The 22,642-nt window shown below is 41.9% G+C and carries 26 protein-coding genes; 4 read left to right on the top strand and 22 right to left on the bottom strand.

The window, feature by feature from the left end; translation table 11 throughout:
• Nucleotides 1-83: 83 nt before the first annotated feature.
• The 18 genes from V7K31_RS01625 to rimI form a co-directional block, all read right to left on the bottom strand.
• Entirely contained in the window at nt 84-3,041 is a 2,958-nt protein-coding gene (locus tag V7K31_RS01625) for a calcium-translocating P-type ATPase, PMCA-type (protein WP_335092192.1), read from the bottom strand.
• A 256-nt stretch (nt 3,042-3,297) separates the two neighbouring features.
• Nucleotides 3,298-3,999 (bottom strand): matrixin family metalloprotease, encoded by a 702-nt coding sequence (locus V7K31_RS01620; protein ID WP_335092190.1) that lies wholly within the window; start codon nt 3,997-3,999, stop codon nt 3,298-3,300.
• Nucleotide 4,000: 1 nt separating this feature from the next.
• A complete protein-coding gene (locus tag V7K31_RS01615; RefSeq protein ID WP_335092189.1) occupies nt 4,001-4,609 on the bottom strand; it encodes a tellurium resistance protein TerA in 609 nt (202 codons plus the stop codon).
• 21 nt (nt 4,610-4,630) lie between these two features.
• Complete coding sequence (locus tag V7K31_RS01610; RefSeq protein ID WP_335092188.1) at nt 4,631-5,233, bottom strand: TerD family protein; 603 nt, start codon at nt 5,231-5,233, stop codon at nt 4,631-4,633.
• Between the two features lie 10 nt (nt 5,234-5,243).
• The gene (locus tag V7K31_RS01605; protein ID WP_292825940.1) at nt 5,244-5,819 is read right to left on the bottom strand and encodes a TerD family protein; all 576 of its coding nucleotides are present in this window, start codon (nt 5,817-5,819) and stop codon (nt 5,244-5,246) included.
• A 58-nt stretch (nt 5,820-5,877) separates the two neighbouring features.
• Nucleotides 5,878-6,453 carry a TerD family protein gene (locus V7K31_RS01600; protein ID WP_335092187.1) on the bottom strand — a complete coding sequence of 192 codons (576 nt, stop codon included), beginning with the start codon at nt 6,451-6,453 and terminating at the stop codon, nt 5,878-5,880.
• Nucleotides 6,454-6,952: 499 nt separating this feature from the next.
• Nucleotides 6,953-7,186: a hypothetical protein gene (locus V7K31_RS01595; RefSeq protein ID WP_335092186.1), complete on the bottom strand. Its 234-nt coding sequence runs from the start codon at nt 7,184-7,186 to the stop codon at nt 6,953-6,955.
• Nucleotides 7,187-7,323: 137 nt separating this feature from the next.
• On the bottom strand, nt 7,324-7,689 hold the full coding sequence (locus V7K31_RS01590; protein ID WP_335092184.1) for a clan AA aspartic protease: 366 nt from the start codon (nt 7,687-7,689) through the stop codon (nt 7,324-7,326).
• Entirely contained in the window at nt 7,686-7,958 is a 273-nt protein-coding gene (locus V7K31_RS01585) for a hypothetical protein (RefSeq protein ID WP_335092181.1), read from the bottom strand. The genes V7K31_RS01590 and V7K31_RS01585 overlap by 4 nt, the downstream gene beginning before the upstream one ends.
• Nucleotides 7,959-8,121: 163 nt before the next feature.
• Nucleotides 8,122-8,340, bottom strand: coding sequence for a type II toxin-antitoxin system HicA family toxin (locus V7K31_RS01580; protein ID WP_335092180.1), 219 nt, complete (start codon nt 8,338-8,340; stop codon nt 8,122-8,124).
• A gap of 3 nt (nt 8,341-8,343) precedes the next feature.
• Nucleotides 8,344-8,553 (bottom strand): type II toxin-antitoxin system HicB family antitoxin, encoded by a 210-nt coding sequence (locus tag V7K31_RS01575; protein WP_334833584.1) that lies wholly within the window; start codon nt 8,551-8,553, stop codon nt 8,344-8,346.
• 17 nt (nt 8,554-8,570) lie between these two features.
• Nucleotides 8,571-8,843: a hypothetical protein gene (locus V7K31_RS01570; protein ID WP_335092178.1), complete on the bottom strand. Its 273-nt coding sequence runs from the start codon at nt 8,841-8,843 to the stop codon at nt 8,571-8,573.
• Nucleotides 8,791-8,904, bottom strand: a complete 114-nt coding sequence (locus tag V7K31_RS31730; protein WP_442941182.1) for a DUF6972 family protein — start codon at nt 8,902-8,904, stop codon at nt 8,791-8,793. The genes V7K31_RS01570 and V7K31_RS31730 overlap by 53 nt, the downstream gene beginning before the upstream one ends.
• A 59-nt stretch (nt 8,905-8,963) precedes the next feature.
• On the bottom strand, nt 8,964-11,837 hold the full coding sequence (locus tag V7K31_RS01565) for a UvrD-helicase domain-containing protein (protein WP_335092177.1): 2,874 nt from the start codon (nt 11,835-11,837) through the stop codon (nt 8,964-8,966).
• A 232-nt stretch (nt 11,838-12,069) separates the two neighbouring features.
• Nucleotides 12,070-12,339, bottom strand: a complete 270-nt coding sequence (locus V7K31_RS01560; RefSeq protein WP_335092175.1) for a type II toxin-antitoxin system RelE/ParE family toxin — start codon at nt 12,337-12,339, stop codon at nt 12,070-12,072.
• The gene (locus V7K31_RS01555; RefSeq protein ID WP_196523526.1) at nt 12,339-12,545 is read right to left on the bottom strand and encodes a hypothetical protein; all 207 of its coding nucleotides are present in this window, start codon (nt 12,543-12,545) and stop codon (nt 12,339-12,341) included. Before V7K31_RS01555 ends, V7K31_RS01560 begins: the two co-directional genes overlap by 1 nt.
• A 132-nt stretch (nt 12,546-12,677) precedes the next feature.
• Nucleotides 12,678-15,146, bottom strand: coding sequence for an ATP-dependent Clp protease ATP-binding subunit (locus tag V7K31_RS01550; protein ID WP_334948026.1), 2,469 nt, complete (start codon nt 15,144-15,146; stop codon nt 12,678-12,680).
• Between the two features lie 418 nt (nt 15,147-15,564).
• On the bottom strand, nt 15,565-16,116 hold the full coding sequence (rimI, locus tag V7K31_RS01545) for a ribosomal protein S18-alanine N-acetyltransferase (RefSeq protein WP_335092174.1): 552 nt from the start codon (nt 16,114-16,116) through the stop codon (nt 15,565-15,567).
• Nucleotides 16,117-16,283: 167 nt separating this feature from the next.
• Here rimI and lysA point away from each other — a divergent pair, with 167 nt between their 5' ends.
• The 3 genes from lysA to V7K31_RS01530 all read left to right on the top strand — a co-directional run bounded on the left by lysA (nt 16,284) and on the right by V7K31_RS01530 (nt 19,540).
• Nucleotides 16,284-17,681 (top strand): diaminopimelate decarboxylase, encoded by a 1,398-nt coding sequence (gene lysA, locus V7K31_RS01540; protein ID WP_335092173.1) that lies wholly within the window; start codon nt 16,284-16,286, stop codon nt 17,679-17,681.
• Between the two features lie 189 nt (nt 17,682-17,870).
• Nucleotides 17,871-18,794: a diadenylate cyclase CdaA gene (cdaA, locus tag V7K31_RS01535; RefSeq protein ID WP_335092172.1), complete on the top strand. Its 924-nt coding sequence runs from the start codon at nt 17,871-17,873 to the stop codon at nt 18,792-18,794.
• Complete coding sequence (locus V7K31_RS01530; protein ID WP_335092171.1) at nt 18,791-19,540, top strand: isoprenyl transferase; 750 nt, start codon at nt 18,791-18,793, stop codon at nt 19,538-19,540. The genes cdaA and V7K31_RS01530 overlap by 4 nt, the downstream gene beginning before the upstream one ends.
• A 353-nt stretch (nt 19,541-19,893) precedes the next feature.
• On the opposite strand, the gene V7K31_RS01525 is transcribed toward V7K31_RS01530, so the two are convergent.
• From V7K31_RS01525 to V7K31_RS01515, 3 genes are all read right to left on the bottom strand, one after another.
• Nucleotides 19,894-20,166, bottom strand: a complete 273-nt coding sequence (locus V7K31_RS01525) for a DUF3143 domain-containing protein (RefSeq protein WP_335092170.1) — start codon at nt 20,164-20,166, stop codon at nt 19,894-19,896.
• A 38-nt stretch (nt 20,167-20,204) separates the two neighbouring features.
• The gene (locus V7K31_RS01520) at nt 20,205-20,762 is read right to left on the bottom strand and encodes a J domain-containing protein (RefSeq protein WP_442941187.1); all 558 of its coding nucleotides are present in this window, start codon (nt 20,760-20,762) and stop codon (nt 20,205-20,207) included.
• A 167-nt stretch (nt 20,763-20,929) separates the two neighbouring features.
• The gene (locus tag V7K31_RS01515) at nt 20,930-21,334 is read right to left on the bottom strand and encodes a thiol-disulfide oxidoreductase DCC family protein (RefSeq protein ID WP_335092169.1); all 405 of its coding nucleotides are present in this window, start codon (nt 21,332-21,334) and stop codon (nt 20,930-20,932) included.
• Nucleotides 21,335-21,398: 64 nt separating this feature from the next.
• Between V7K31_RS01515 and V7K31_RS01510 the strand changes: the two genes are divergently transcribed.
• Nucleotides 21,399-22,178, top strand: a complete 780-nt coding sequence (locus V7K31_RS01510) for an SDR family oxidoreductase (protein ID WP_335092168.1) — start codon at nt 21,399-21,401, stop codon at nt 22,176-22,178.
• A 276-nt stretch (nt 22,179-22,454) separates the two neighbouring features.
• Here the strand turns inward: V7K31_RS01510 and V7K31_RS01505 are convergent.
• The coding region (locus V7K31_RS01505; protein WP_335092167.1) for a hypothetical protein at nt 22,455-22,642 on the bottom strand (188 nt) is incomplete at its 5' end.

The raw sequence follows: 22,642 nt of genomic DNA, 5'->3' as shown, positions 1-22,642 counted from the left end.
AGTTCTAAATTTTACTCAACTCCTTGGGATTAAAACTACCGATACTGTTTTTGACATTGGTTTACCAACCATCTGCCAAGTAGTTAATAGGATTGTCGCAGATGATTTTTCAATTTCAACCGCATTATGAGGCGCCATAGCTCACCAATCCAAAGCACTGTTGATGTTCCAACAATTACATTTATCCAGTCCACCAAAGACAAAGGCACTGTTCTAAAAACGCTACCACCAAACTGAATAATCAATATCTGTCCGACAAAAATGGTGATAGCGATCGCTAGAAATCCTTTATTCTTAGACAAGCCTTTCAAGGCAGACTGCTTTAACCCCAAGCATCGAGCATTGAACAAATTCCAGAACTGTAACATTACGAACACGCCGAAGAACACGGAAAGCTCATAAGGAGTGATTTCCCCATCCCGACGGATGTAGCGTAAAAAACCAATCAGAAAAATCAAAAATGCTAACCCAACAGTAAAAATATTCTGTGCCATTGCTTTGGTGACAATAAAGGCTTGCGGGTTACGAGGAGAGTGCTGCATCACGCTCAAATGAGGGGGTTCTGTCGCCAAAGCCAAAGCAGCAAAGGTATCCATAATTAAGTTCACCCAGAGCATTTGGGTGACAGTTAGAGGTAGCGCTACACCGATAAATGGCCCAATTAAAGCAATTCCCAACGCCACAACGTTGATTGTTAACTGAAACAGAATAAATCGTTGGATATTTAGGTAAAGCGATCGCCCCCAGACAACTGCATTCACAATACTGTGGAAAGAATCATCAAGTAAAATGATATCACTAGCTTCTTTAGCGATCGCTGTACCACTTCCCATTGCCAAACCTACCTGAGCTTGCTTGAGAGCAGCTGCATCGTTTGTACCATCTCCGGTGACAGCAACCACTTCACCATTTTCCTGTAACAGTTTCACTAGCCGCAGCTTATCAAGTGGTCGCGCTCTGGAAAGTACCTTTAATTGCAGCACCGCCTGATTTGCTTCTTCGTCACTCAGTTGGGCAAATTGTTGACCAGTCAAATGTAAATAACCGCTATTAAAGTCATCTTCTTCTTGCCAAAGTCCAATTTGACGAGCAATTTCCTTAGCCGTCTCCGAGTTATCACCTGTTACAACTTTGACTTGTATTCCTGCGTGTAAACAGGCTTGGATCGCATCAGGTACTTCTGGACGCAAAGGGTCTGAAATTGCCACAAACCCCAGCCACGTCAGATCGTGAGCAATTTCGTCCAAGTTCGTCTGACTCGAATGCTGTGAGACGTTATCATAAGCAAACCCTAGTGCCCGCATTCCTCGTCTTTGATATTCTTTAATTGCAGATGCGATCGCGGCTTTATTCTTGAGTGATTCTAGTCCTTGCTCTGTGAGAATTTGCGAGCAACGCTCCAAAATTACCTCTGGCGCTCCTTTCACATAAAGCACATCCTCTCCAGTTACAGAGGAAATGCCGATTGTAGCCATGTATTTTTGATGACCAGAAAAAGGCATTCGAGATTTGATTTGAAAGTTACCCCGGTAAGATATGTAATCAATATCCTGGCTATCTAGCCATAAAAGTAAAGCTCCTTCTGTGGGATTGCCAATAGGACGAGAAGGCTGCAAAGGTTTTTTCTCTAAATCAGCAGTACTATTAACTGCGATCGCCTCCACTATTAAACCTTTCACATCTTTAAATGCTGGCAATAGTTGAGAATTAAGACTGGGAAAATTGACTTCATACACCCGCATTTGATTTTGGGTAAGAGTGCCAGTTTTATCAGAGCAAATTACCGTAGCTGAACCAATTGTTTCGCAAGCGTGCATCCGACGCACCAAATTATTAGAAGCTGCCATCTTTTTCATACTGTAGGCAAGGCTGAGGGTAACACTCATCGCCAAACCTTCTGGTACAGCTACCACAATAATTGTCACAGCTACCATAAAGTAGTGCAGTAATGCTTTAGCAACACTACTAGGAACCCAGCTATTTATAGAGCTAGGGATTAGTCCTAGAGGATAGCCTAAACCAAGTCCGATAGTTAAAAATATTAGTCCTATCCCAACTGTTTTCAGCCAACTGAGAAAACTCTTATTTTCCAGCCATTTCGGTGCTGCAAGTTTGCTACCAGCTAACTCCGAAGCATCATAAACCACAGGTAGCCATACTCGGCTAAGTGCGATTAATACACTAATAATTGACAGTCCGACAACATACCACTGTTGAGAACTCAGGCTTAATTCTTTAGTGACAAAACCGCGCACCAGTAAAGATACGAAAGTGAAACCAGCAAATCCCAGACCAACTACACCAATCAGTTTACTAAGTTTTTCTAGTTGATGATTAAGCGGTGTATCTTCTGTGTTTTCGATGCCAGCAATTGCTGTTGCCAATTTACCAATTTCTGTATTGTCACCAACAGCAGTGACTTCAAAATAACCCTGTCCTTCTTCAACAATCGTACTGCGATAAATCTTGTAAGGTGGATAAGTTTCTTCTTCAATACCTTGACTTTCTGCGTCAGCCTGAGTAAGCTTTTTGACTGGTTCCGGTTCTCCCGTGATTTTTGACTGGTCAATTTCTAGAGAAATTTCTTCTAAAATTTGTCCATCAGCTGGGATTTCTTCACCTTGTTCTACATATACAACATCACCAAAAACTAAATCTTTGCGCTTAACGGTGGTAAAGCTGTTATCCCGGATGACTTTGATAAAAACTTCGTCATAAACTTGGTTGAGAATATCAAATTCTTTACTGGCTTTGTATTCGTTGGCAAAAGCGAGAGTTGTCGCTAATAAGATAGCAGCCACAATACCTAAGCCTTCAGCATATTCACCTTCAAAAATACCGACACTAATAGCGATCGCTGCCGCAATCATCAGAATCCGAATTACTGGATCTTCAAATTTTTCTAAGAACAATTTCCACAACGGTTCGCGTTCTGGGGGAGTAAAAATGTTAGCACCATACTTTTCGCGGTTAAGTTTTACCTGAGCCGATGTGAGTCCCTGAAATGGCAGAACGCGATCGCTGGTTTTACGAGTAAGCATATTCAGTTTTTGTACCTAAATAAATGGATTAAAATCTCAAACTCCTTTAGCTAAGAAGAGTGCTGCCAAAGGAGAATATAGCGTTTCCTAATCAGATGAGGTACACATCATAGCCCCCTCCTCGCTTGCGGGGAGGGGGTTGGGGGTGGGGTTCCTTGTACCTCACTCAACCGATAACCGCTATATTGAATGCTTTTCAAAGTAAATAATGACGAATTTCCAATACTTGCTCAAAGTTCAGAAGTTCAATACCAATTCATATTGATGAAGATTTATGTTTACGAATAGCATTATTCATCAAGATGATCTGCTCAACATGGAATGAAGGAGGCATCAAACTGTGAATTCCATGATCGAGTCCATCGTGCATCACATCTGTTGGTAGTTGGGAGTGATCTAATCCCAAAGTGTGACCAATTTCGTGGGTAATAGTATTAGCAATCAAATTAGACAATTGAGCCAAATTTAGACTTGCTCGATCAGAGACATGAAGTATTTGATCTATGCGAACAGCAGCAATATTTGTAACTTTCCCATGAGTGAAACTAGCTATTCCTAAGTAGTCAACTGGTTGCTGATCAACTAACACATAGATATGGGTAAAGTTTTGGTTCCACTCTTTTTCATCGGGTGGATCTGAGGTCAAAAACACATTAATACTTCTAAAAGCACTGAAGACTTTAGCAAGCGCATCTGCCATAACTTCTAGCATGGTGCTATTATCTTCAGTATCGATAATCATGCCTGAAATATTCACCCAAAGACAATGGCGAATTTCGCTGTTTTTTCCAACAATCAACCATCCACAATATGGACACATTCGCCAATTAGTTTGGATACGAGAACGGCAACCTTGACAGCAAGGTTTTGAAGGTCTATCAAGATTAATACGTTCCCAAATCGGAACTTCTAGATTAGGATTTGTCTTAGTTAGATTCAGGCGATCGTAGAGCGACATTTTACTTAGAACCAGCTACCCAGCTAAAGCCAAAATGATAGTGTTTGTCTGCTTCTTCATGACCACTAAAGTATTTCTCTTCCTTCAAAATCGTGACTTCAGAGCCAATGTTACTTACCATAGCCGCAGCACAAAAAGGTCGATTTGTATCTGGATTATTAAGCTCTAGATAAATTTCCTCGCCATTACTGATTTTGAAAAGCATCCGACCACCTACAGACTTAAAATCGGGTGTTCCCTGATAAATTAGGGCAAAAAACATCACTCGTTTAATTGTGTCTGGTCTGTAAATGAACATATTTTCGCCGTCTGAAGCTGCTCCGGTACGGTCATCTTTATCAAGAAAGATGTAAGGAGGAGAATTTTTTGATCCAAAGTTTCCCCCTACAGGCTGGACGACCCCTTTTTCGCCATTAACAGTTTCATACATACAGCCTAAGTCAAGGTCAGGAGCATTGTTACCTCCAAGCAGCTTGTAAAAGAATCCAGCCTTTTGATTGGACTGCTGATTCCAATTCAGGTTGATATGAACCGTCAGTGGCTTAGATTTACCTGCTTTACTCAGGTCTATTTTGTGGGAATCACCACTCTTTTGAAGTGTAATAGCCATAATTACAAGTTTGCTCAGTATTTAAGAGTAGGAACTAGCGAGTTCACCTATACCATTGACATTGACACCATTGCCAATAGCTGCCATTTTCCAGTCATCATTGTGTCGATAAACTTCAGCCAAGACCATCCCAGTCATGCCCAAATACTCCTTACCAGAGAGGTTATATCGAGCCAGTTCTTTGTTATTAGCTGCATTAACCAGGCGCACAAAAGCATTTTCAATTTGACTAAAGTCTTGCTTACGGGCAATGGAATCGTAAATATTGACTACGAAAAGTAACTTGACAATCTCGGCAGGTACGCGCGGCAAATCAACTATAATTACCTCATCATCGCCATCACCTGCACCAGTTAAATTGTCCCCTGTGTGAGTTATGGCTCCAGACAAATGCTGAAGATTACCGAAGAAGATAATATTCTCTTTAGCCGTTAACTTGCCATTTACATCCAGACAGATTACAGATGCATCTAGGTCATAGTCTTTACCGCCACCAAAATTACTAAAAAATCCACCGCCTGAGCGTTTAGCGACATCCCAGCCCAGTCCACACATCATTTTGCTTAGACCAGGCGCTTCTTTAGAAAGTGAAATCCGTTGTCCTTTTTGTAAACTAATTGCCATACTCAATCTCCTAGCTAAAACGGTCTAGTAAAGCTTTTAATCCACCTTGATAGCCTGAACCAACGGCATTTAAACGCCACTCTCCGTCTTTACGATAGAGTTCAGCCATAATTAATGCAGTTTCGATTGAGTAATCCTCCACTAGGTCATACCGGACTACTTCTTGATTGCTCTGAGCATTAACGACGCGCACAAAAGCATTTTGAACTTGACCAAAATTTTGCTTCCGTTCTGCGGCTTCGTGAATGGTTACAGTAATAAAAATTTTATGAACCTCAGCAGGAACCTTTTGCAGATTAATTTTGATGACTTCATCATCACCATCGCCTGCGCCTGTTAGATTATCTCCTGTGTGTTGAACTGAGTTATTTGGATCTGGGCTGAGAAGATTGTTGTAGAAAATGAAGTGGTTATCTGAAATTAGTTTATCGTTACTCCCCACTATGAAAGCTGATGCATCTAAATCAAAAGCGAAGCCGGTGTCCATTGCTTTGACATCCCATCCAAGACCAACAAATACCTCAGTTAGCCCTGGTGCTACTTTATCGAGTGATATACGTTGTCCTTTTGTAAGTGTAACTGCCATGATTTGGTAGACTCCTTAAATTTTTTACTAGTATCAGTTATGTCTCTGCAATAGTTGCCTATTTGTAGCGTTCAAGAAGTGCTTGTAAGCCACCTTGATAACCAGAACCTACAGCGTTGAGACGCCATTCACTATCTTTGATGTAAAGTTCAGCCATAATCATCGATGTTTCTGTGGAGTAGTCCTCCACAAGATCGTAGCGAACAACTTCTTCATTAGTTTGAGAATTAACAACTCGCACAAACGCATTTTGCACCTGACCAAAATTCTGACGCCGCACCTCGGCTTCATGAATCGTCACTGCAATTAGAATTGTTTGAATATCAGCAGGAACTTTTTTGAGATTAATTTTGATGACTTCATCATCTCCTTCACCAGCGCCTGTGAGATTATCTCCAGTATGTTCAACTGATTTCTCTGGATCGGGACTTGTTTGGTTGTTATAAAAGATGACGTGAGCATCAGAAATCAGCTTTCCATTTGCATTTAATAGAAAGACAGATGCATCTAAATCAAAGTCTTGACCAGTGTCTGTGGCTTTCACATCCCATCCTAAACCAACAAACACTTCGGATAAACCTGGTGCAACTTTCTCAAGTGAGATACGTTGACCTTTTGTTAATGTAATTGTCATTTCTAAATTGTCCTATCGAGATAATTGTTGTATGCAAAGGTGCAAAAAATCTGTATAAAATTGGTAGCAATGTACTGAAAACATTACTCGAAAATTAGCTTTTTAATATCACCTGATTTTTTGAGATGTATTCATCCCTGACTGATATTAATGAAAAGCTGCTATTTAAACTATTACAGATTCACTCTTTAATTATTATGTATTTATTTTACAAATAGCCTTAGTAAAAACACTTATTTTATCCTTTGTTGAATTGAGTTTTTTTTAAGTGTTACTACTCAAGCTGTTAATTAATAGACTTCTTACATAAATCAGAAATAAGAACCCCACCCCGCCAAAGCTACGCTTTGTCTCCCCTCCCCGCAAGCGAGGAGGGGATTAAGGCTGAGGTGTTTGGGACTTTTGCAAGAGGTCTAATCTATTAGTTATCAAATATAGCAATCCGATTTGATTTTTGAAAAAATCTAAGTATATGTAGGGTGCATTAGCATGGAGTACGTTACGCTTTGCTAACGCATCCTACGTGTATTTGAAAAATCAAATTTCTCAGTTCATCTATATTTGAGGAAAACTTTAGTTGACTATTTTGCTGTTCTACTTGCGCCGGCTGAAAATTTTGATAAATCTCTTCACGCCTTTCTTCCCGTAGATATTGCTGTAATAACAGTTGAATTTCTAACTTTTCTTCACTGGAAAGACTTTTAATTGCTTCAACTACATCACTGAAGGTCATGATTTGGAATACCTTTTAGTGGTTATCCGATCAATCTAACATGGTAACGATAAAGCTAAAATTTTAAATCCTATTCAAATCTTTGGGGTAATAATTCTCATTGCTATTGATAGAAAGCCAATATATCCATAAAGCAACTACAATTCATCAATTGTTACTAAACCTCCCTCGATAAACTGTATGAGAAGTTCATGCTCGTCAAGTAAAGCTGCACCTAATAGAGGTAGCCGTCCTGTAGCAAGTACATTCACTTCCCGTTCTTCTCCATTCCAAATAATGGTAGCTTGATGTACTGGCAAGATTACATTACTATTGTCAGCTAAATTTGCATACATATCATACACAAATGAAAAACCCAACAGAGTAACTGCTGCTGGGGGTAGGGAAATAAATTCTGTAAAACCTGTATCGATAACAAATTCAATAGTAAAATCTGGTTGATTGGGCAGTCGAAATATGATATTAACGGTTGCGCGTCCGTTCTTGACAATACCAGAAATCACCGATAATCACGCTCCATCTCACCACTGAAGGAAACAGCAACTTTGTAACCAATGCGAATACCAAAAAGTCGAGCAAATGGGTGTTTATTACGTAAATATCGCGCTGATTCTATACCTATTTTGTCAACTGCGTATTCACCTGTTTCTATATCAATAATCACCATCTTACCGATGTTTTCTTCTCGTTCCACTTGTTGACGAATGCTGTTTTCATATAGTTCTCTGGCGCGTCGTCCAACTTCTTCGCTGCTTAAAAGTATGGCTTGCACGTTCGTTCTTGCTCCTTGGTTTACGGTGTGTACTAATTCTACTATCAAGCTATAATGCAATGCAGTTTAGCTAAGAATAAAAACAAAGAACATTTTCATAATGTCGCTAAACTTAGCACCAGAAGTTTCGGCTATCTGGTAGAACAAAGCATTAGTTTTACTGCTACTGCAACATTTCTTCAACGGTCAAACCAATGTCACTTGCAATTTGTCGTAGCAATCTAGGTGAAATATCACGTCCTTTGTGAAAAGGTACGGTTGTTCCTCGACCATCTTCGTGGCGAAACTGCTTATGTGAACCTTTCTGACGCACCTCCACAAACCCAAGGTTTTCTAGTATCCGAATAACCTCCTTTGGTTTCAAAATGGGGATCTTGCTCATAATCTACTGAATCACAATTTGTTGTGTACCAATAAACTCTGTCTCGAATGCTAAATCCTCATCCTCCAGAAGCATTTCAATCACCTCACGCAGATTCTCTTGTAATTCATCCAATGTTTCTGCTTGGGAGTGCGCTCCAGGAAATCCGGGAACATAGCCGACATAGAGCTTCGTATCAGAATCTCGTTCAACAATTGCAGTGAAAATTTTCATAGTTTTAGTATTAAGTTCTAAGCGGCTAATTCCGCAGCTAAAAGCCTACCTTCAATTGGTTCATACTCATCTTCTAGTAACCATGACTTGGCTGCATCATAGTCATTACTAGAAAATACAACTTTATAACCCTGTGCCGGATCATAAACTTGACAGTTATCTTCACTGTTGCAAAGCAGTAAAAGAATATATGGAGGAGATAACATTGGATCTATCCATACTTCTGTAAATTCCCAGTTATTCTTCACTTGGTCTTGTGCGGGGGATGACGTGGTATTGCTCGTCTGCATTAACTTTTATCTCCCCATAGTAAAGTAGAATACGGCTACCATCTGCGAAAGGCGATCGCATCTTTCCTAGTGCATCTTAACTCTCAATAAAATGCTCCAACTTTTACCAACAGTTTATATCTAAATCGACTTAGAAATATTATTAATTACCGCAATACATTGTCCAGAGTCAACATAATACTTCGCCAGCATATTCTCTAAATCGTCATAAAATCGCACCTCAATACCAGCAGCATGAGAAATCCACTGAGCGTTATCAAAATATTTTTGTATTGAGAAATCCTGTGCAGGATAGGTACAACACCAGGCTGACCATTTAATTGTCCTCCAGCTATAGCCTTGAGCGTTGAGCAAATCTTTAAGCGCGTAAGTGCCATTTCCACCTTTTCCAGCCTGATTGCCGACTTTAACAGTAATGTGCTGTATGCTTCCAACAAAAGGCGGATAATCTAACCAATCAAGTAAGTTAATTCTTGTCCTACTTTTTAATTCCTCAACGAAAGGTGACAAGTTTTTCGTTTCTGTAACAATAAATAAATGCTCTACTGCACGAGTTAAGGCAACGTAAAAAAGACGACGCTCGTCATCAACTACTCGCTCAATGGTATCACCAAAAACACGGCTGAACATCAAATCGGGGTGTATTAATGGGTAACAACGAGGGACAGCATCGAGTATTATAACAACATCTTTCTGAAGACCTTTATACTTGTGAGCAGTTGATATAGTTACAGCATTTCTTGATTCTTCAGGAAGGTAGGAGTGTATCAAGTTTAAGAATCTGTCGAGTCCGCTATCTTTTGATGCATGTTTACCATAATTCACATACCAAGGCAAACTATTCTTGCGGCTGAGTAAAACCACATTTTTTCCATCTTTTATAATCTTGTCTACTAAGCGCAATATGGCAGGCGTTATACTGTCCCCTGGATGCTGCTCTTGTTCCTTTGGAGTTGGATCAAATTGTCCTATGTCGGCAATCTCAACTGTTCCAAATATGCTTTTATGGGCACGAGCAGGAGTACCCAATCCCTGCATCAATGTATTACCGATATTGACAATTGAAGTAGCTGAACGGTAATTAGTCGCAATATTGAGTTTTTGCGAAGGCTGGAAAAACTGCGCGAAATTCTGGTAAAACCGAAGGTCAGAACCAGCAAAACCATTAATTGCTTGCCAGTCATCACCTACGCAGAAAAATTGTGCTTGAGGATTTTGTTTTCTAATTGCTTCTATTAAATGGTGGAAAAGTTCTGAAAAGTCTTGATATTCATCAATGAGTATGTATCGAAGAAACTTTAAATCGCCAGTGCCAGATTTACGACGAAATACAGTTTGTCCTGATGCGATAACTGCGGCAGCTTTTTGCATTAGTCCATCAAAATCATCCTCGCCTGTTGCCTGAAGATATTCCAAATAAGACTGATAAAATTTTTGTGCAAGTTCTAAAAAACGTTGCTCAACATCACTAATAGAGTTATGGTTATCAACCATTTTAGCTAGCTCTTTTGAAGTGAGGGACAGTTTACGACAACGCTGAATAAATCCCCCTACTACTTTGGTAAAGCGGTCTATAGCTCTAAGTCTAATTTTCTCCCAAATCTCATCTTCACTCAAGCGATCGCACCTAACACCATAACTTTCAAGACATCGCTTAAGTAAAGCACAAAAATCTTCTACTCCCTCAAATCTGAGGGTTGTCGGGGATAATTCCACAAAATGCCAGTTAGGATGATTTCGCCAATATTCTCGCTTTTGTTCCGACATTATATCGTAATCAGGATCACCTTCGAGTCCAAAATATTCAATAACTATCCCCTGATTTTCTCCAGTAAAAATCGTAAAATCAGGGCGATAATTAATGTCATTCCACCAAAAGTTACGCTCGTATTTGTATGTAATATTGTGTTCCAATAAAAAATTGGCAATTACTTTCTCGCCAAAAGACTTGTAGTACTTTCCATCAAGCCCTTCTCTTGGTAATGAGCGACGGTAACGCAACATTTCTTCAGGACTTTTATCGTAGCCACCCCAAGCGATGCGCTCCCAGTCTTCACGAAAGTTCGCCATCATCAAAGCGCGAATTTTTTCATAAACATCTGGCTTGCGGTGATACTCATAAATTACAGCTTGTAAAGCTTGGGCTTGGTTTTGTTGTCCATCTCGTTCATTGAAAAGAATACTTTTTTCTGGATGAACTAAAGCGTATGCTAATGCATGGAAAGTCATTACATGAGGAATAGAGCTTTGTAATTGTAGAGTGAGGCGCTCTCGTATCTCCTCCGCAGCCTTGCGGTTAAAGGCTAAAATCAACATTTCACTGGGTGCAACACCACAATGTTTTTGTAAAAATAAAGCTCGATTTACCAAAGTTGAAGTTTTGCCACTTCCAGCCCGTGCTACTACTTGGATATGACCTTCAACAGCACCAATTGCTTCTGCTTGCTCAAGATCAGATGAAGAGTTCAAGTTGCTTTTTAACCAAGATTGCACATAACTTAACTTTTCAGTTTTGTACTCTCTAAACGATATGTGTTCACTACATTGAGTTTGATAAAAACTCTCAACATTGAGAAAATCTTCCTCAAATTGGTCTTTTAAGTTTTCAAGTAAAACCTGTTTTTCTGCTTGGCGTATTTGTGCGTTCCTTGTTTCTTGCTCCCTTTGGACTAATTCAAAAAGTTCTTTCCGAAAAAAAGATGGTAATATCTTGCTAAATTTTCTAATAAATTGGTCTTTTTTATATCTAAAAACTAATCCATCTCTGTATTCTATCTCGATTGACAGGTCTGATTTTTCTAGAATATGTACTGCGGAAACTTTTCCTTGAGTATAATACTTTATTCCTGATATGTTTCGTTTCGGATCATTATATTTAACTTCTTCTTTAAGACGGCTAACTTCTCTTTTATGCAGCAGCTTCCAGAGGTTATCGTTATCCCCAATTACTTCTACAAACCTTTGAACATTGTCAATCTGTAAACCGCTATCCATACTCTGCTTTACTCTTACTCAAATGCTTACAGCGACTTAAGCGCCTATTCTTAGTTTTCCCGCAGACAGAGCATAATTAACAGTGAAGCAGAAATTATAGAAGGAATAAGGTTAGATTTATCTGCTATTTGTGTTTTTATCGTATTGGTAGGTAACAAAAAAACGGTAGATAAGTTTTGTCTTCTACCGTTTTTTGAATATTGATTTTTATCCGCCTGTTAATAGATTTTACTTAGTAAACCTCATCGTGACTACCAATATCTACAAACACAGCATTGCCATCATCTGTAAAGTAAAAAACTACTCTCTGGTCAGAATCTACACTAAAACTCCATAAGTCTTTAAGCTTACTTAACAACTTATGAGTTTTTAAACCCTGATCAAATGGATCTGCTGTAAACTGCTGCAACTTTTGCCAAAACCGTGCTTCTAAATCTACGTTCCTTTGAATTCGCTTTTTAAAAGCACGTTTAAATAAAGAGCTGAAACTTACTTTTAACATCACTCTTCTAGCAGTTGTCTCAGTTCATCGATATTTGAGGAAAACTTTAGTTCACTATTTTGATGTTCTACTTGCGCCGCCTGAAAATTTTGATAAATTTCTTCACGCCTTTCTTCCCGTAGATATTGCTGCAATAACAGTTGAATTTCTAACTTTTCTTCACTGGAAAGACTTTTAATTGCTTCAACTACATCACTGAAGGTCATAGCTTGGAACAACTTTTAGTGCTTATCTGATCAATCTAACATGGTAACGATATGTGAAAAAAACGGTAGAGTAATAAATACTCTACCGTTTGCTAATTTTCTATTTGAGAATTAAATCCCAAACCCTAAATCTTACTCAACGCCTTGGGGTAACAATTCCCGACGCTGTTCAGAACTAACTTGCACAACGCCATTTTCATCCACATCAACGATCGCAGTATCGCCATCTTTAATGCGCCCAGACAGAATTTCTTCTGCTAGGCTATCTTCTAACAGGCGCATAATCGCTCGACGTAACGGCCTTGCGCCGTAGCTGGGACTGTAACCTTCAGTGATCAACCGATCCTTGAAGCGATCGGTGACTTCTAAGGTGATACCCTTTTCCGTCAGACGACCAAATACTTCCTTCAGCATAATTTCGGCGATTTGTGTTACCTCCGGCTTGCTCAACTGACGGAAGACGATAATTTCATCGAGTCGGTTGAGGAACTCTGGACGGAAGTATTGCTTCAATTCTTCGTTCACCAATGAGCGAATCCGATTGTAAGTTGACTCGGTGGCATCTTCGGAGAACTCAAAGCCGATACCACTACCGCCTTTTTCAATTACCTTAGAACCAATATTGGAAGTTAAAATCAGCAAGGTGTTCTTAAAGTCCACCGTGCGACCTTTGGCATCGGTTAACCGACCATCTTCCAAAATTTGCAGCAGCATATTGAATACATCGGGGTGTGCTTTTTCGATTTCGTCGAACAACACCACGGTGTAAGGACGCCGCCGCACGGCTTCGGTTAGCTGACCACCTTCGTTATAACCAACATAACCTGGAGGCGAACCAATCAGCTTGCTGACGGTGTGACGCTCCATGTATTCGGACATATCCAAGCGGATCATCGCTTCTTCGGAACCGAAGAAGTATGCAGCCAAGGACTTCGCCAACTCGGTTTTACCTACACCAGTCGGCCCAGAGAAGACAAAGCTAGCTATGGGTCGATTGGGATTTTTTAAACCAACACGAGCGCGACGAATTGCCCGTGAAACTGCTCTGACAGCTTCATCTTGACCGATTAAACGCTGATGCAAGGTGTCTTCCATGTGCAGCAGCTTTTCAGATTCCGATTCGGTGAGTTTGTTCACCGGTACCCCAGTCCAGGAAGCGACAATGTGAGCAATGTCTTCTTCTGTAACTACAGGTTCATCACCTTCTGTGCCAGTTGCATTGGTCTTGCTTTGAGCGATCGCCCGAATTTCGGCTTTAATTTCCATCTCGCGATCGCGCAATTCTCCAGCTTTGTCAAAGTCTTGAGAGCGCACCGCATCATCTTTTTCTTTTAATATCTGACGCAGCTCTTTGTCTAACTCTTTGGCTGCGGGTGGCAGCTGGGAGTTAATCAAGCGCACCCTAGAACCTGCTTCATCAACCAAGTCGATGGCTTTATCTGGGAGGAAGCGATCGCTAATGTAACGATCTGATAACTTCGCCGCCGCTACCAATGCTTCGTCGGAGATTTTCAGTTTATGGTGTTGCTCGTAGCGTTCGCGCAGACCATATAAAATTTCAATTGTTTCATCAACTGTAGGTTCGCCAACCATTACTGGTTGGAAACGCCGCTCCAGTGCTGCATCTCGCTCGATGTGCTTCCGGTATTCATCTAGGGTTGTAGCACCAATGCACTGCAACTCACCCCTGGCCAAAGCTGGCTTGAGGATATTCGCTGCGTCAATCGCACCTTCTGCCGCACCCGCACCAATTAAGGTGTGTACCTCATCAATCACGAGAATGACATTACCCGCAGAGCGGATTTCATCCATGATTTTTTTCAAGCGTTCTTCAAATTCACCCCGGTACTTCGTGCCTGCTACGAGCAAACCAATATCTAGGGTGACAACGCGTTTATCTTCTAGGATGTCAGGGATATCTTTAGCGGCAATGCGTGAAGCTAATCCTTCAGCGATCGCAGTTTTACCTACCCCTGGTTCCCCAATCAGCACTGGGTTATTTTTAGTCCGGCGACCCAAAATCTGGATCACTCGCTCAATTTCCTTGGCGCGTCCCACCACTGGATCGAGCTTATTGTCCATTGCCATCTGGGTCAGGTTTGAGCCAAATTCATCCAGAGTCGGGGTTTTTGTGCGCCCGGATGAACCGCCTGGTGAAACTTCGGCAGTTTCTCCCAACATGCGGATGACTTGGGTTCTTACCTTAGATAGATCCACACCGAGGTTTTCTAGCACCCGGGCTGCTACGCCTTCCCCTTCGCGGATTAAGCCCAACAGCAGATGCTCGGTACCAATGTAGTTATGCCCCAGTTGGCGTGCTTCTTCCAAGGAGAGTTCTAGAACTCGCTTTGCCCGTGGCGTAAACGGAATTTCCACGGCAACAAAGCCTGATCCCCGTCCGATAATTTTTTCAACTTCAATTCGAGCATCTTTGAGATTGACGCCCATTGATTTCAGCACCTTGGCGGCCACTCCAGTGCCTTCACCAATCAAACCCAAGAGGATCTGCTCGGTTCCGACAAAGTTGTGACCTAAACGGCGGGCCTCTTCTTGGGCCAGCATGATTACCTTAATGGCTTTTTCTGTGAAGCGTTCAAACATGGCATTTTTCCCATCACCTGCGGTCGTGCCGGTATGCTGATTTTAGCACAGGCAAAGCTTTTGGATGCCTGTATAACAGATTATAGACATCCTGAAGCTATGACTTGGGTTGATGGGCTAATTGTTAACTATTAACTACTTTTATCTGGCTAGTGTACTGAGGAGCTTTAGTTCACCAGCCTTTTTGGGATTTATTACAAATAGCTGACTGCTGAAGTTGAGAGTTTTTTACTTAATCCCAAACACTTATTTGTAACATATCTATTTTTGAAGATCAAGCAAAAAATCAATATATATATATTTATTATCAAATCTTATATTTACATAACTTATTTAAATAAAAATAGGCGCAGCAAAGCGGTATTTTTTTGCTGAAGCCGATCCCCAGCCCCGATCATTCCAAATTAATAATCCCGAACTACTTAAAAAGCAAGTGCCAAGAGGATTTGTCTAGGCGATCGCTGATCATGGAATGCCACTGCTCTAAAGTTGCTTGAAATTTGGGGTATTGTAAATTTGGGAGCCAAAGAATCAGCGCATCCTCATCATTATCTTGGTAGTAACGCCGACGCCGCCCAGCTGTTTGAAAGCCAAATTTTTGATATAAAGATATAGCCCCCAAATTGGAAGCTCGCACTTCCAGGGTAGCTCGCTCCATTTTGCGATCGCAAGCTGTCTTAATTAGTGAATATAATAAAGCCGCACCCATTCCTTGACGGTGATATTGGGGATGAACTGCCAAAATTGTAATGTGGGCTTCGTCTAAAATTGACCAAAAACAACCCATTCCCAGCAGTCTCGAATTAGAGATAGGGGAAAATAAACCCAGCAGATCGCTGTTGGGACTGTCCAACTCTCGTTGATAACCCTCCATTGTCCATAGACCGCCAAAACAGGCTTGATCGAGTTCCAACAATGCATTCAGATGCTCTGGAGTCAGTAATTGAATTTCTAAGTCTAATGAGATCACATTTATTGAATAAGATTACAAGTTCACACAAACCTACTCATATCTAGTCATTGCTAGACGGAGTTAGACAAGCACATTCTGGGCTTTAAACCCATTAATTCCGGTAAACTGGGAATCAGGAGACGAACTCAAAGCCCGTAATTTGAACAAGGACAATTCTTATAGTTATGGTATCGACTCACCCCACTGGGGTTCAACATTCTGGAAGTCAATATTTACCTCAAAGGCGCGACACCAAGGCAAATCCATCGCCTAATCAGGAACTTTTACCCTTAACTGCCAGAGTCCATAATCATGACTCCCTGGAAATTGGTGGGTGTGATGTCACAACCCTAGTTAAGCAGTTTGGTTCACCTTTATATATTTTAGATGAAGAAACCCTGCGTTCGGCTTGTCAGCAATACCGAGATGCTTTTAAGCAATACTATAAGGGCGAATCTCAAGTATTGTACGCCTCAAAAGCTTGGAATTGTTTAGCAGTTTGTGCGATCGCAGCTTCTGAAGGACTGGGAATCGATGTAGTTTCTGGGGGCGAACTCTACACCGCCTTGCAAGCGGGCGTTAGTCCCAATAAAATCTACCTCCACGGAAATAATAAATCTCGTGAAGAACTAATTTTAGCGATCGAGTCTGGTGTCACCATTGTGGCTGATAACTGGTATGAGTTGCGTACCGTTGTGGAAATAGCCCAACCCTCTGTTCCAATCCGCATCATGCTACGGCTAACTCCCGGTATCGAGTGTCACACCCACGAATATATTCGCACGGGACACTTAGATAGCAAATTTGGCTTTGATCCCAACGATCTAGATGAAGTTTTTACCTTTGTCAGTCAACAACCTGCCCTTAATTGCGTAGGAGTACACGCTCATATAGGTTCCCAAATTTTTGAGCGCCAACCGCATCAAGATTTGGCGGCTGTCATGGTGCAGTGGTTGCGGGATGCTGCGAAGTATGGTTTAAATATTACAGAGTTAAATGTTGGTGGCGGTTTAGGGATTAAGTATATAGAATCAGACGATCCCCCTAGCATTGAAGAGTGGGTGAAGGGGATTTGTGAAGTGATCCAAGAGAGTTGTGTAGCACAAAATCTGCCTTTGCCGAAATTACTTAGTGAACCAGGGCGATCGCTCATTGCCACAGCTTGCGTCACTGCCTACACCGTTGGTTCATCCAAACATATCCCAGAAATTCGTACCTACGTAGCGATCGATGGAGGAATGTCTGACAATCCCCGCCCGATTACTTACCAATCAGTTTATCGGGCAGTAATTGCCAATAAAATGTCTTCTCCCTTAACCGAAACAGTCACAATTGCTGGTAAACATTGTGAATCAGGAGATATTCTGATTAAAAATGCCCTACTCCCAAAGACTGAACCAGGAGATATTCTGGTAGTTATGGGAACTGGTGCGTACAATTACAGTATGGCATCTAACTACAACCGCTTGCCCCGACCGGCAGCAGTTGTAGTGGCGAATGGCGAAGCAAATTTAATTTTGCAACGTGAAACTTATCAAGACTTAATTCGACAAGATCGCCTACCAGAAAGACTAAAGATTTAGTCATTTGTCCTTGGTGATTCCAGCACTGCGGGAGGGTTTCCAACGCCAGTCGCTCATGGGGGAAACCCCCTGTTCCCGCGCTGGCTCCTTTGCAGGTGACTGGCGAACCCGGAGGGTCATTGGTCATTAGCCAGGAACTAATGACTAATGACTAAATGTAATTAGAGGCAAAAGTGTAATCCAGATGTCATGAGAGATTGGTGGAAGCAATGGCTGACAAACCTAGGATGGTCACAGTCCTTGCTACTTGGGACTCTGGATATTGTCTTAGTGCTGGCGCTGACGTACATGATACTAGTTATTATTAGTGAGCGCCGGACACTGTGGATGGTGCGGGGGTTTATTATTTTAATGCTAGCCTCAGCACTAAGTGCCAGATTAGGACTACTTCTGCTAAGTTTTGTACTGGAAAAGTTGGTGATTGGTTGTGCTGTAGCGATGGCAGTTGCTCTACAGTCAGAGTTTCGGCGGTTTTTGGAGCAATTAGGGCGAGGCGAATTCCGTCAGTTGTTTCAACCCGACCGTCTGGCAATCCCCAAATCTGATAGTGTAATTGATGAAATTGTCGAGGCTGTTAAAGAATTGTCAAAAAACCGCATTGGAGCTTTACTAATTTTGGAAACCACAGGGCCAATTGATGAGCGAGATTTTTCTGTGCCAGGAGTAAAGCTAAATGCGGAGGTTTCTAAGGAACTAATCCAAACAATTTTTCAGCCGAAAACTTTGTTACACGATGGAGCGACATTGATTCGTGGCTCACGGATCGTGTCATCGGGTATAATTTTACCACTTTCGGGACGCACAGCCTCGCGCCAGTTGGGAACACGTCACCGGGCGGCAATGGGAATTACTGAGCGGGTCGAAAATTGCATTTGTGTCGTTGTATCTGAAGAAACGGGTTCCATTTCTTTAGCGGAACGGGGAACCCTCAATAGACCACTGACGATTAAGAAGCTGAAAGAGTCATTAGAGACTCTTTTGTCCCCAACCGTGGATAGGGAAGCTGTTGCTCCTGGTTTGTTGAGTTTTATTCATCAGATAGGTGGGAAGACACTAGCACTGGTTTCACGTTTACTCGGATTACCATCGACCGCTTCTCGAGATAAAAAATGACAGGACAACAAACTAAACTGCAAGATTTGCCTACTGACTTAAAACGAGAACTATTGCCCCAGCACATTGCGGTGATTATGGATGGCAATGGTCGATGGGCTAAACGTCAGGGTCTACCCCGGATTATGGGTCATAAGCGAGGAGTAGATGCTCTCAAGGATTTACTTCGCTGTTGTCAGGATTGGGGAATTCAAGCGCTGACAGCTTATGCTTTCTCCACAGAGAATTGGAAAAGACCACAGGAAGAGGTGGATTTTTTGATGACTCTGTTTCAAAGAGTTTTGCGCCAAGAACTCCGGGAAATGGTCGAAGAGAATGTGCAAATTAAGTTTGTGGGAAATTTGCAAGACTTGCCACGATCGCTCCAACAAGAAATATCCCGTTCAATGGCAGAAACCAAGGATAATCGCGGTATCCGGTTTTCGGTAGCAACTAATTATGGCGGACGCCAGGAGATTTTACAAGCTTGTCAGGCGATCGCAAAGCTTGTTCAGCAAGGTTTGCTACAACCCGATGAAATTGATGAACAGGTGTTTGAGAGCCACTTGTACACAGCAGGAATTACTGACCCAGATTTGTTAATTCGCACCAGTGGAGAAATGCGCCTCTCAAATTTCCTTCTCTGGCAAATGGCTTATGGGGAAATTTACATCACCGATACTCTCTGGCCGGATTTTGACCGGGCTGAATTTCACCGCGCCTTGTGTGCCTACCAGCAACGGGAGCGGCGGTTTGGGAAAGTGTAAATCAAGTTAGGAGTTAGAAGTTAGGAGTGAGGAGTCAGTAATTCAGTAGGATGGGCATTGCTTTCAATCATTTTGGCGCGATGCCTGCGGCGGTAAACTACGCAGCAAGGGGGCTATGGGATTGTATGGAATCAGGAGATTGATCTTAGCGAGTATGAGCTTTGGAAGAATGGTGTGTCCTTGATGGAGAGTGAAGACAAGGCTGGCGATCGCATTCAGCAGTCATAGTGCGATCGTTCTCGCCTCTGACGAGCAAGGAAAGCTCCGCTCCTGAATTCAGAATAGCTGAATTCTTCTTCAATGCGGCTTGATTTCCGTACCCTTTTTTACAGTGAACTCTACTCAGCACTTCCTTATGGCCCAGAAAACACAGCTTGTTCTATATCATCCCGACTCAGGGAATATTTGAATGAGCGTTGGATATCTTGTCTATTTTCCCCAGAGTGGACATATCGCACTACGATTTGCTCAACATCAAGCCATAATTCAGCTTGCCAACTGGGCCGCTGTATATGCCAACAATGCCTCTGTATATCGTCTTGTTGACAGCCTTGCTCTTTTAGCCACTGTTCAATTTGTGGCAGAGGATGATTATATAGGGGAGTATCAGAGGGAAGAAGAGGCATAGGAATTTTAGATTTTGGATTTTGGATTAGGAAATTTTTTAATTTTTAATTACCATAGGGATAATTAGTTGCAACACATGGATAAGATGCTGTTGTACAGATGGAGTTGGCTGTAGCAAATGGGAATGGATAGCAGCATCGCCACGGGTTAAGCCGATGGCAACTGCTAATAACAGACAACCTACAAATGTTAACACCAGCATAAATAAAGCAAAGATTTCGCCAGATGAGAGGGGGCGATCGCTCGGATCGAGGTAAGCTGATTTTGACCAGTCATGAGAACGCGAGACGGGATGATTCAAATCAGCAGGTGGTTGAATCACTCCAAAGCGGGAATAGCCAATTTTTAAATCGTACTTTAACCGACGTTCTGGATGGCTAAGGGTGGAGTAGGCTTCGTTGATTTGCTGAAATTTGGGAGTGGCGATCGCAGTCGGCAAATCTGTAGTATCAGGATGATAGCGTTTGCTCAGTTGCCGATAAGCGCGGCGAATGTCGATTACCGATGCCGAGGGATGCAGTCCTAGCAGGGAGTAATAAGTTGGTTTACTGCTTTGTGGTATTGCCCCGTTGTGATTCACGGCTGTTTGAGTCACTTTGGTCAAAGAGATTTTTTATATTTTAAATCCTTTATGAATTAGAGAAGACAGAAAAAGACACAGCAGTTAACAATTCAAAATTCACGCATTCAAAATTCAGCCTCCCAAATTCGCACTAGAGCCGCAATCAGGAGCATTTCCAGCCTCTAGATTTTAAAGCTATTTTATGGATTGCAGCTACCATTCGGGCAATATGACGATTCATAAGTATTAGAACGCTTACCGAAGAGTGTATAACGATGATCGCGGATTTGTTCGTAAAAGCGATCGCCTACCCATTTCATCCCCGGTAAGGCTCGATAAGTGTCTACAAATATATTTCCTACTGGCAATAAACGCCCCATCTCTTCTGCTGCGTTACTACCTTGCCAACGTCTCTGAGGTTCATTGCCATCAATTAAAATAACCCCCTGTTCACAGTCTTGGGCTGTAATTCCCCACTGCAAAAGTGTCTGCTCATCTTGCATGGGAGCGTAGCGAAATAACTTTCCCTTGTCTAAGGTTTCTAGCAATTGCACTAGGGTAACGCAGAGATTACAATTACCATCGTAGATTATGTAGTAATTCATAGAAATAACGGCTCTTTTGCAATGACAATTAAATTAACACTAGACTCTTGATTTTTTACTAACAATGACTTCCCTACAAAATCAAATCATTTTGATCACTGGTGCAAGTAGTGGTATTGGTACTGCTTGTGCAAGAATCTTCGCTGGTGCCGGTGCAAAACTGATCTTAGCAGCACGACGGTTAGAACGTTTGCAGCAGCTAGCAGATACTCTCAATAAAGATTTTATTACTGAAATTCATTTATTACAGCTAGATGTACGCGATCGCAACGCTGTCGAAGAAGCCATTTCTACTCTACCCCCCGCCTGGTCTGAAATTGATATTCTGATTAACAATGCTGGTCTAAGTCGTGGTTTAGACAAGTTGCACGAAGGCAGCTTTCAAGACTGGGAAGACATGATTGATACTAACATTAAGGGTTTACTTTATCTTTCACGCTATGTTGTTCCGGGAATGGTGAGTCGCGATCGCGGTCATGTGGTAAATTTAGGTTCCATTGCTGGACATCAAACCTATCCGGGTGGTAATGTCTACTGTGCTACCAAAGCTGCTGTGAGAGCAATTTCTGATGGTTTAAAACAAGACTTGTTGGGAACGCGGGTACGTGTAACTTCTGTTGATCCTGGTATGGTAGAAACGGAATTTAGCGAGGTGCGCTTTCACGGAGATACTGAACGCGCCAACAAAGTCTATCAGGGAGTTACACCTCTGACAGCAGATGATGTGGCTGATGTGATATTTTTTTGTGTAACGCGATCGCCCCATGTCAATATTAATGAAGTTGTGCTGATGCCTGTTGACCAAGCTAGCGCTACCCTAGTTAATCGGCGAACAGAAAAGTAACCCATCTTAATATATTTGGACTATTTCGTATAAGCCAATCCAATGTTATTCCCATCTTGATTGCTGACGCTCATCTTGATAGGTTTAAGAGGATGTTTGAAAAGTCGTAGAATATACCAAAAAGCCCACTTGCATTCCTCTCCCCACTTCGGCTACGGTGTACACATAAGTGTCTCTAGACACAATTTACGGTTTCTCCAATAGCTCAAGAAAACCTCACCCTGGTTTATGCTACGCAAAACCTGTCCCTCTCCTTAGTAAGGAGAAGGATTAAAGTCACGATAGGGTGAGGTGTTGGGTAATTTGAAGACTTGTGTGTACATCGTAGCCCCGTTTGGGGGAGAGGCTTTGAAACCCCCATTCCCTTGTAGGGAAGGCAGGGTGGATTAATTGTCGAGAGAGAAAAGTTTTTCTCTCTGGACCGTTGAACTCACAGGCATTGCACAAGATGAGTCGGAGTGGTG

This window comes from Nostoc sp., assembly GCF_036917675.1.
In the GTDB taxonomy this organism is placed as follows: domain Bacteria; phylum Cyanobacteriota; class Cyanobacteriia; order Cyanobacteriales; family Nostocaceae; genus Nostoc.
The sequence above is the reverse complement of the archived record's forward strand: the minus strand, read 5'-3'. Positions and strand labels throughout refer to the sequence as shown.

Excerpts from the sequence above, each read along its gene's own strand:
- V7K31_RS01625 (WP_335092192.1), bottom strand. The coding sequence starts at position 3,041 with ATGCTTACTCGTAAAACCAGCGATCGCGTTCTGCCATTTCAGGGACTC.
- V7K31_RS01620 (WP_335092190.1), bottom strand. The coding sequence starts at position 3,999 with ATGTCGCTCTACGATCGCCTGAATCTAACTAAGACAAATCCTAATCTA.
- V7K31_RS01615 (WP_335092189.1), bottom strand. The coding sequence starts at position 4,609 with ATGGCTATTACACTTCAAAAGAGTGGTGATTCCCACAAAATAGACCTG.
- V7K31_RS01610 (WP_335092188.1), bottom strand. The coding sequence starts at position 5,233 with ATGGCAATTAGTTTACAAAAAGGACAACGGATTTCACTTTCTAAAGAA.
- V7K31_RS01605 (WP_292825940.1), bottom strand. The coding sequence starts at position 5,819 with ATGGCAGTTACACTTACAAAAGGACAACGTATATCACTCGATAAAGTA.
- V7K31_RS01600 (WP_335092187.1), bottom strand. The coding sequence starts at position 6,453 with ATGACAATTACATTAACAAAAGGTCAACGTATCTCACTTGAGAAAGTT.
- V7K31_RS01595 (WP_335092186.1), bottom strand. The coding sequence starts at position 7,186 with ATGACCTTCAGTGATGTAGTTGAAGCAATTAAAAGTCTTTCCAGTGAA.
- V7K31_RS01580 (WP_335092180.1), bottom strand. The coding sequence starts at position 8,340 with ATGAGCAAGATCCCCATTTTGAAACCAAAGGAGGTTATTCGGATACTA.
- V7K31_RS01575 (WP_334833584.1), bottom strand. The coding sequence starts at position 8,553 with ATGAAAATTTTCACTGCAATTGTTGAACGAGATTCTGATACGAAGCTC.
- V7K31_RS01570 (WP_335092178.1), bottom strand. The coding sequence starts at position 8,843 with ATGCAGACGAGCAATACCACGTCATCCCCCGCACAAGACCAAGTGAAG.
- V7K31_RS31730 (WP_442941182.1), bottom strand. The coding sequence starts at position 8,904 with ATGCGATCGCCTTTCGCAGATGGTAGCCGTATTCTACTTTACTATGGG.
- V7K31_RS01565 (WP_335092177.1), bottom strand. The coding sequence starts at position 11,837 with ATGGATAGCGGTTTACAGATTGACAATGTTCAAAGGTTTGTAGAAGTA.
- V7K31_RS01560 (WP_335092175.1), bottom strand. The coding sequence starts at position 12,339 with ATGTTAAAAGTAAGTTTCAGCTCTTTATTTAAACGTGCTTTTAAAAAG.
- V7K31_RS01555 (WP_196523526.1), bottom strand. The coding sequence starts at position 12,545 with ATGACCTTCAGTGATGTAGTTGAAGCAATTAAAAGTCTTTCCAGTGAA.
- V7K31_RS01550 (WP_334948026.1), bottom strand. The coding sequence starts at position 15,146 with ATGTTTGAACGCTTCACAGAAAAAGCCATTAAGGTAATCATGCTGGCC.
- lysA (WP_335092173.1), top strand. The coding sequence starts at position 16,284 with ATGGTATCGACTCACCCCACTGGGGTTCAACATTCTGGAAGTCAATAT.
- cdaA (WP_335092172.1), top strand. The coding sequence starts at position 17,871 with ATGAGAGATTGGTGGAAGCAATGGCTGACAAACCTAGGATGGTCACAG.
- V7K31_RS01530 (WP_335092171.1), top strand. The coding sequence starts at position 18,791 with ATGACAGGACAACAAACTAAACTGCAAGATTTGCCTACTGACTTAAAA.
- V7K31_RS01525 (WP_335092170.1), bottom strand. The coding sequence starts at position 20,166 with ATGCCTCTTCTTCCCTCTGATACTCCCCTATATAATCATCCTCTGCCA.
- V7K31_RS01515 (WP_335092169.1), bottom strand. The coding sequence starts at position 21,334 with ATGAATTACTACATAATCTACGATGGTAATTGTAATCTCTGCGTTACC.
- V7K31_RS01510 (WP_335092168.1), top strand. The coding sequence starts at position 21,399 with ATGACTTCCCTACAAAATCAAATCATTTTGATCACTGGTGCAAGTAGT.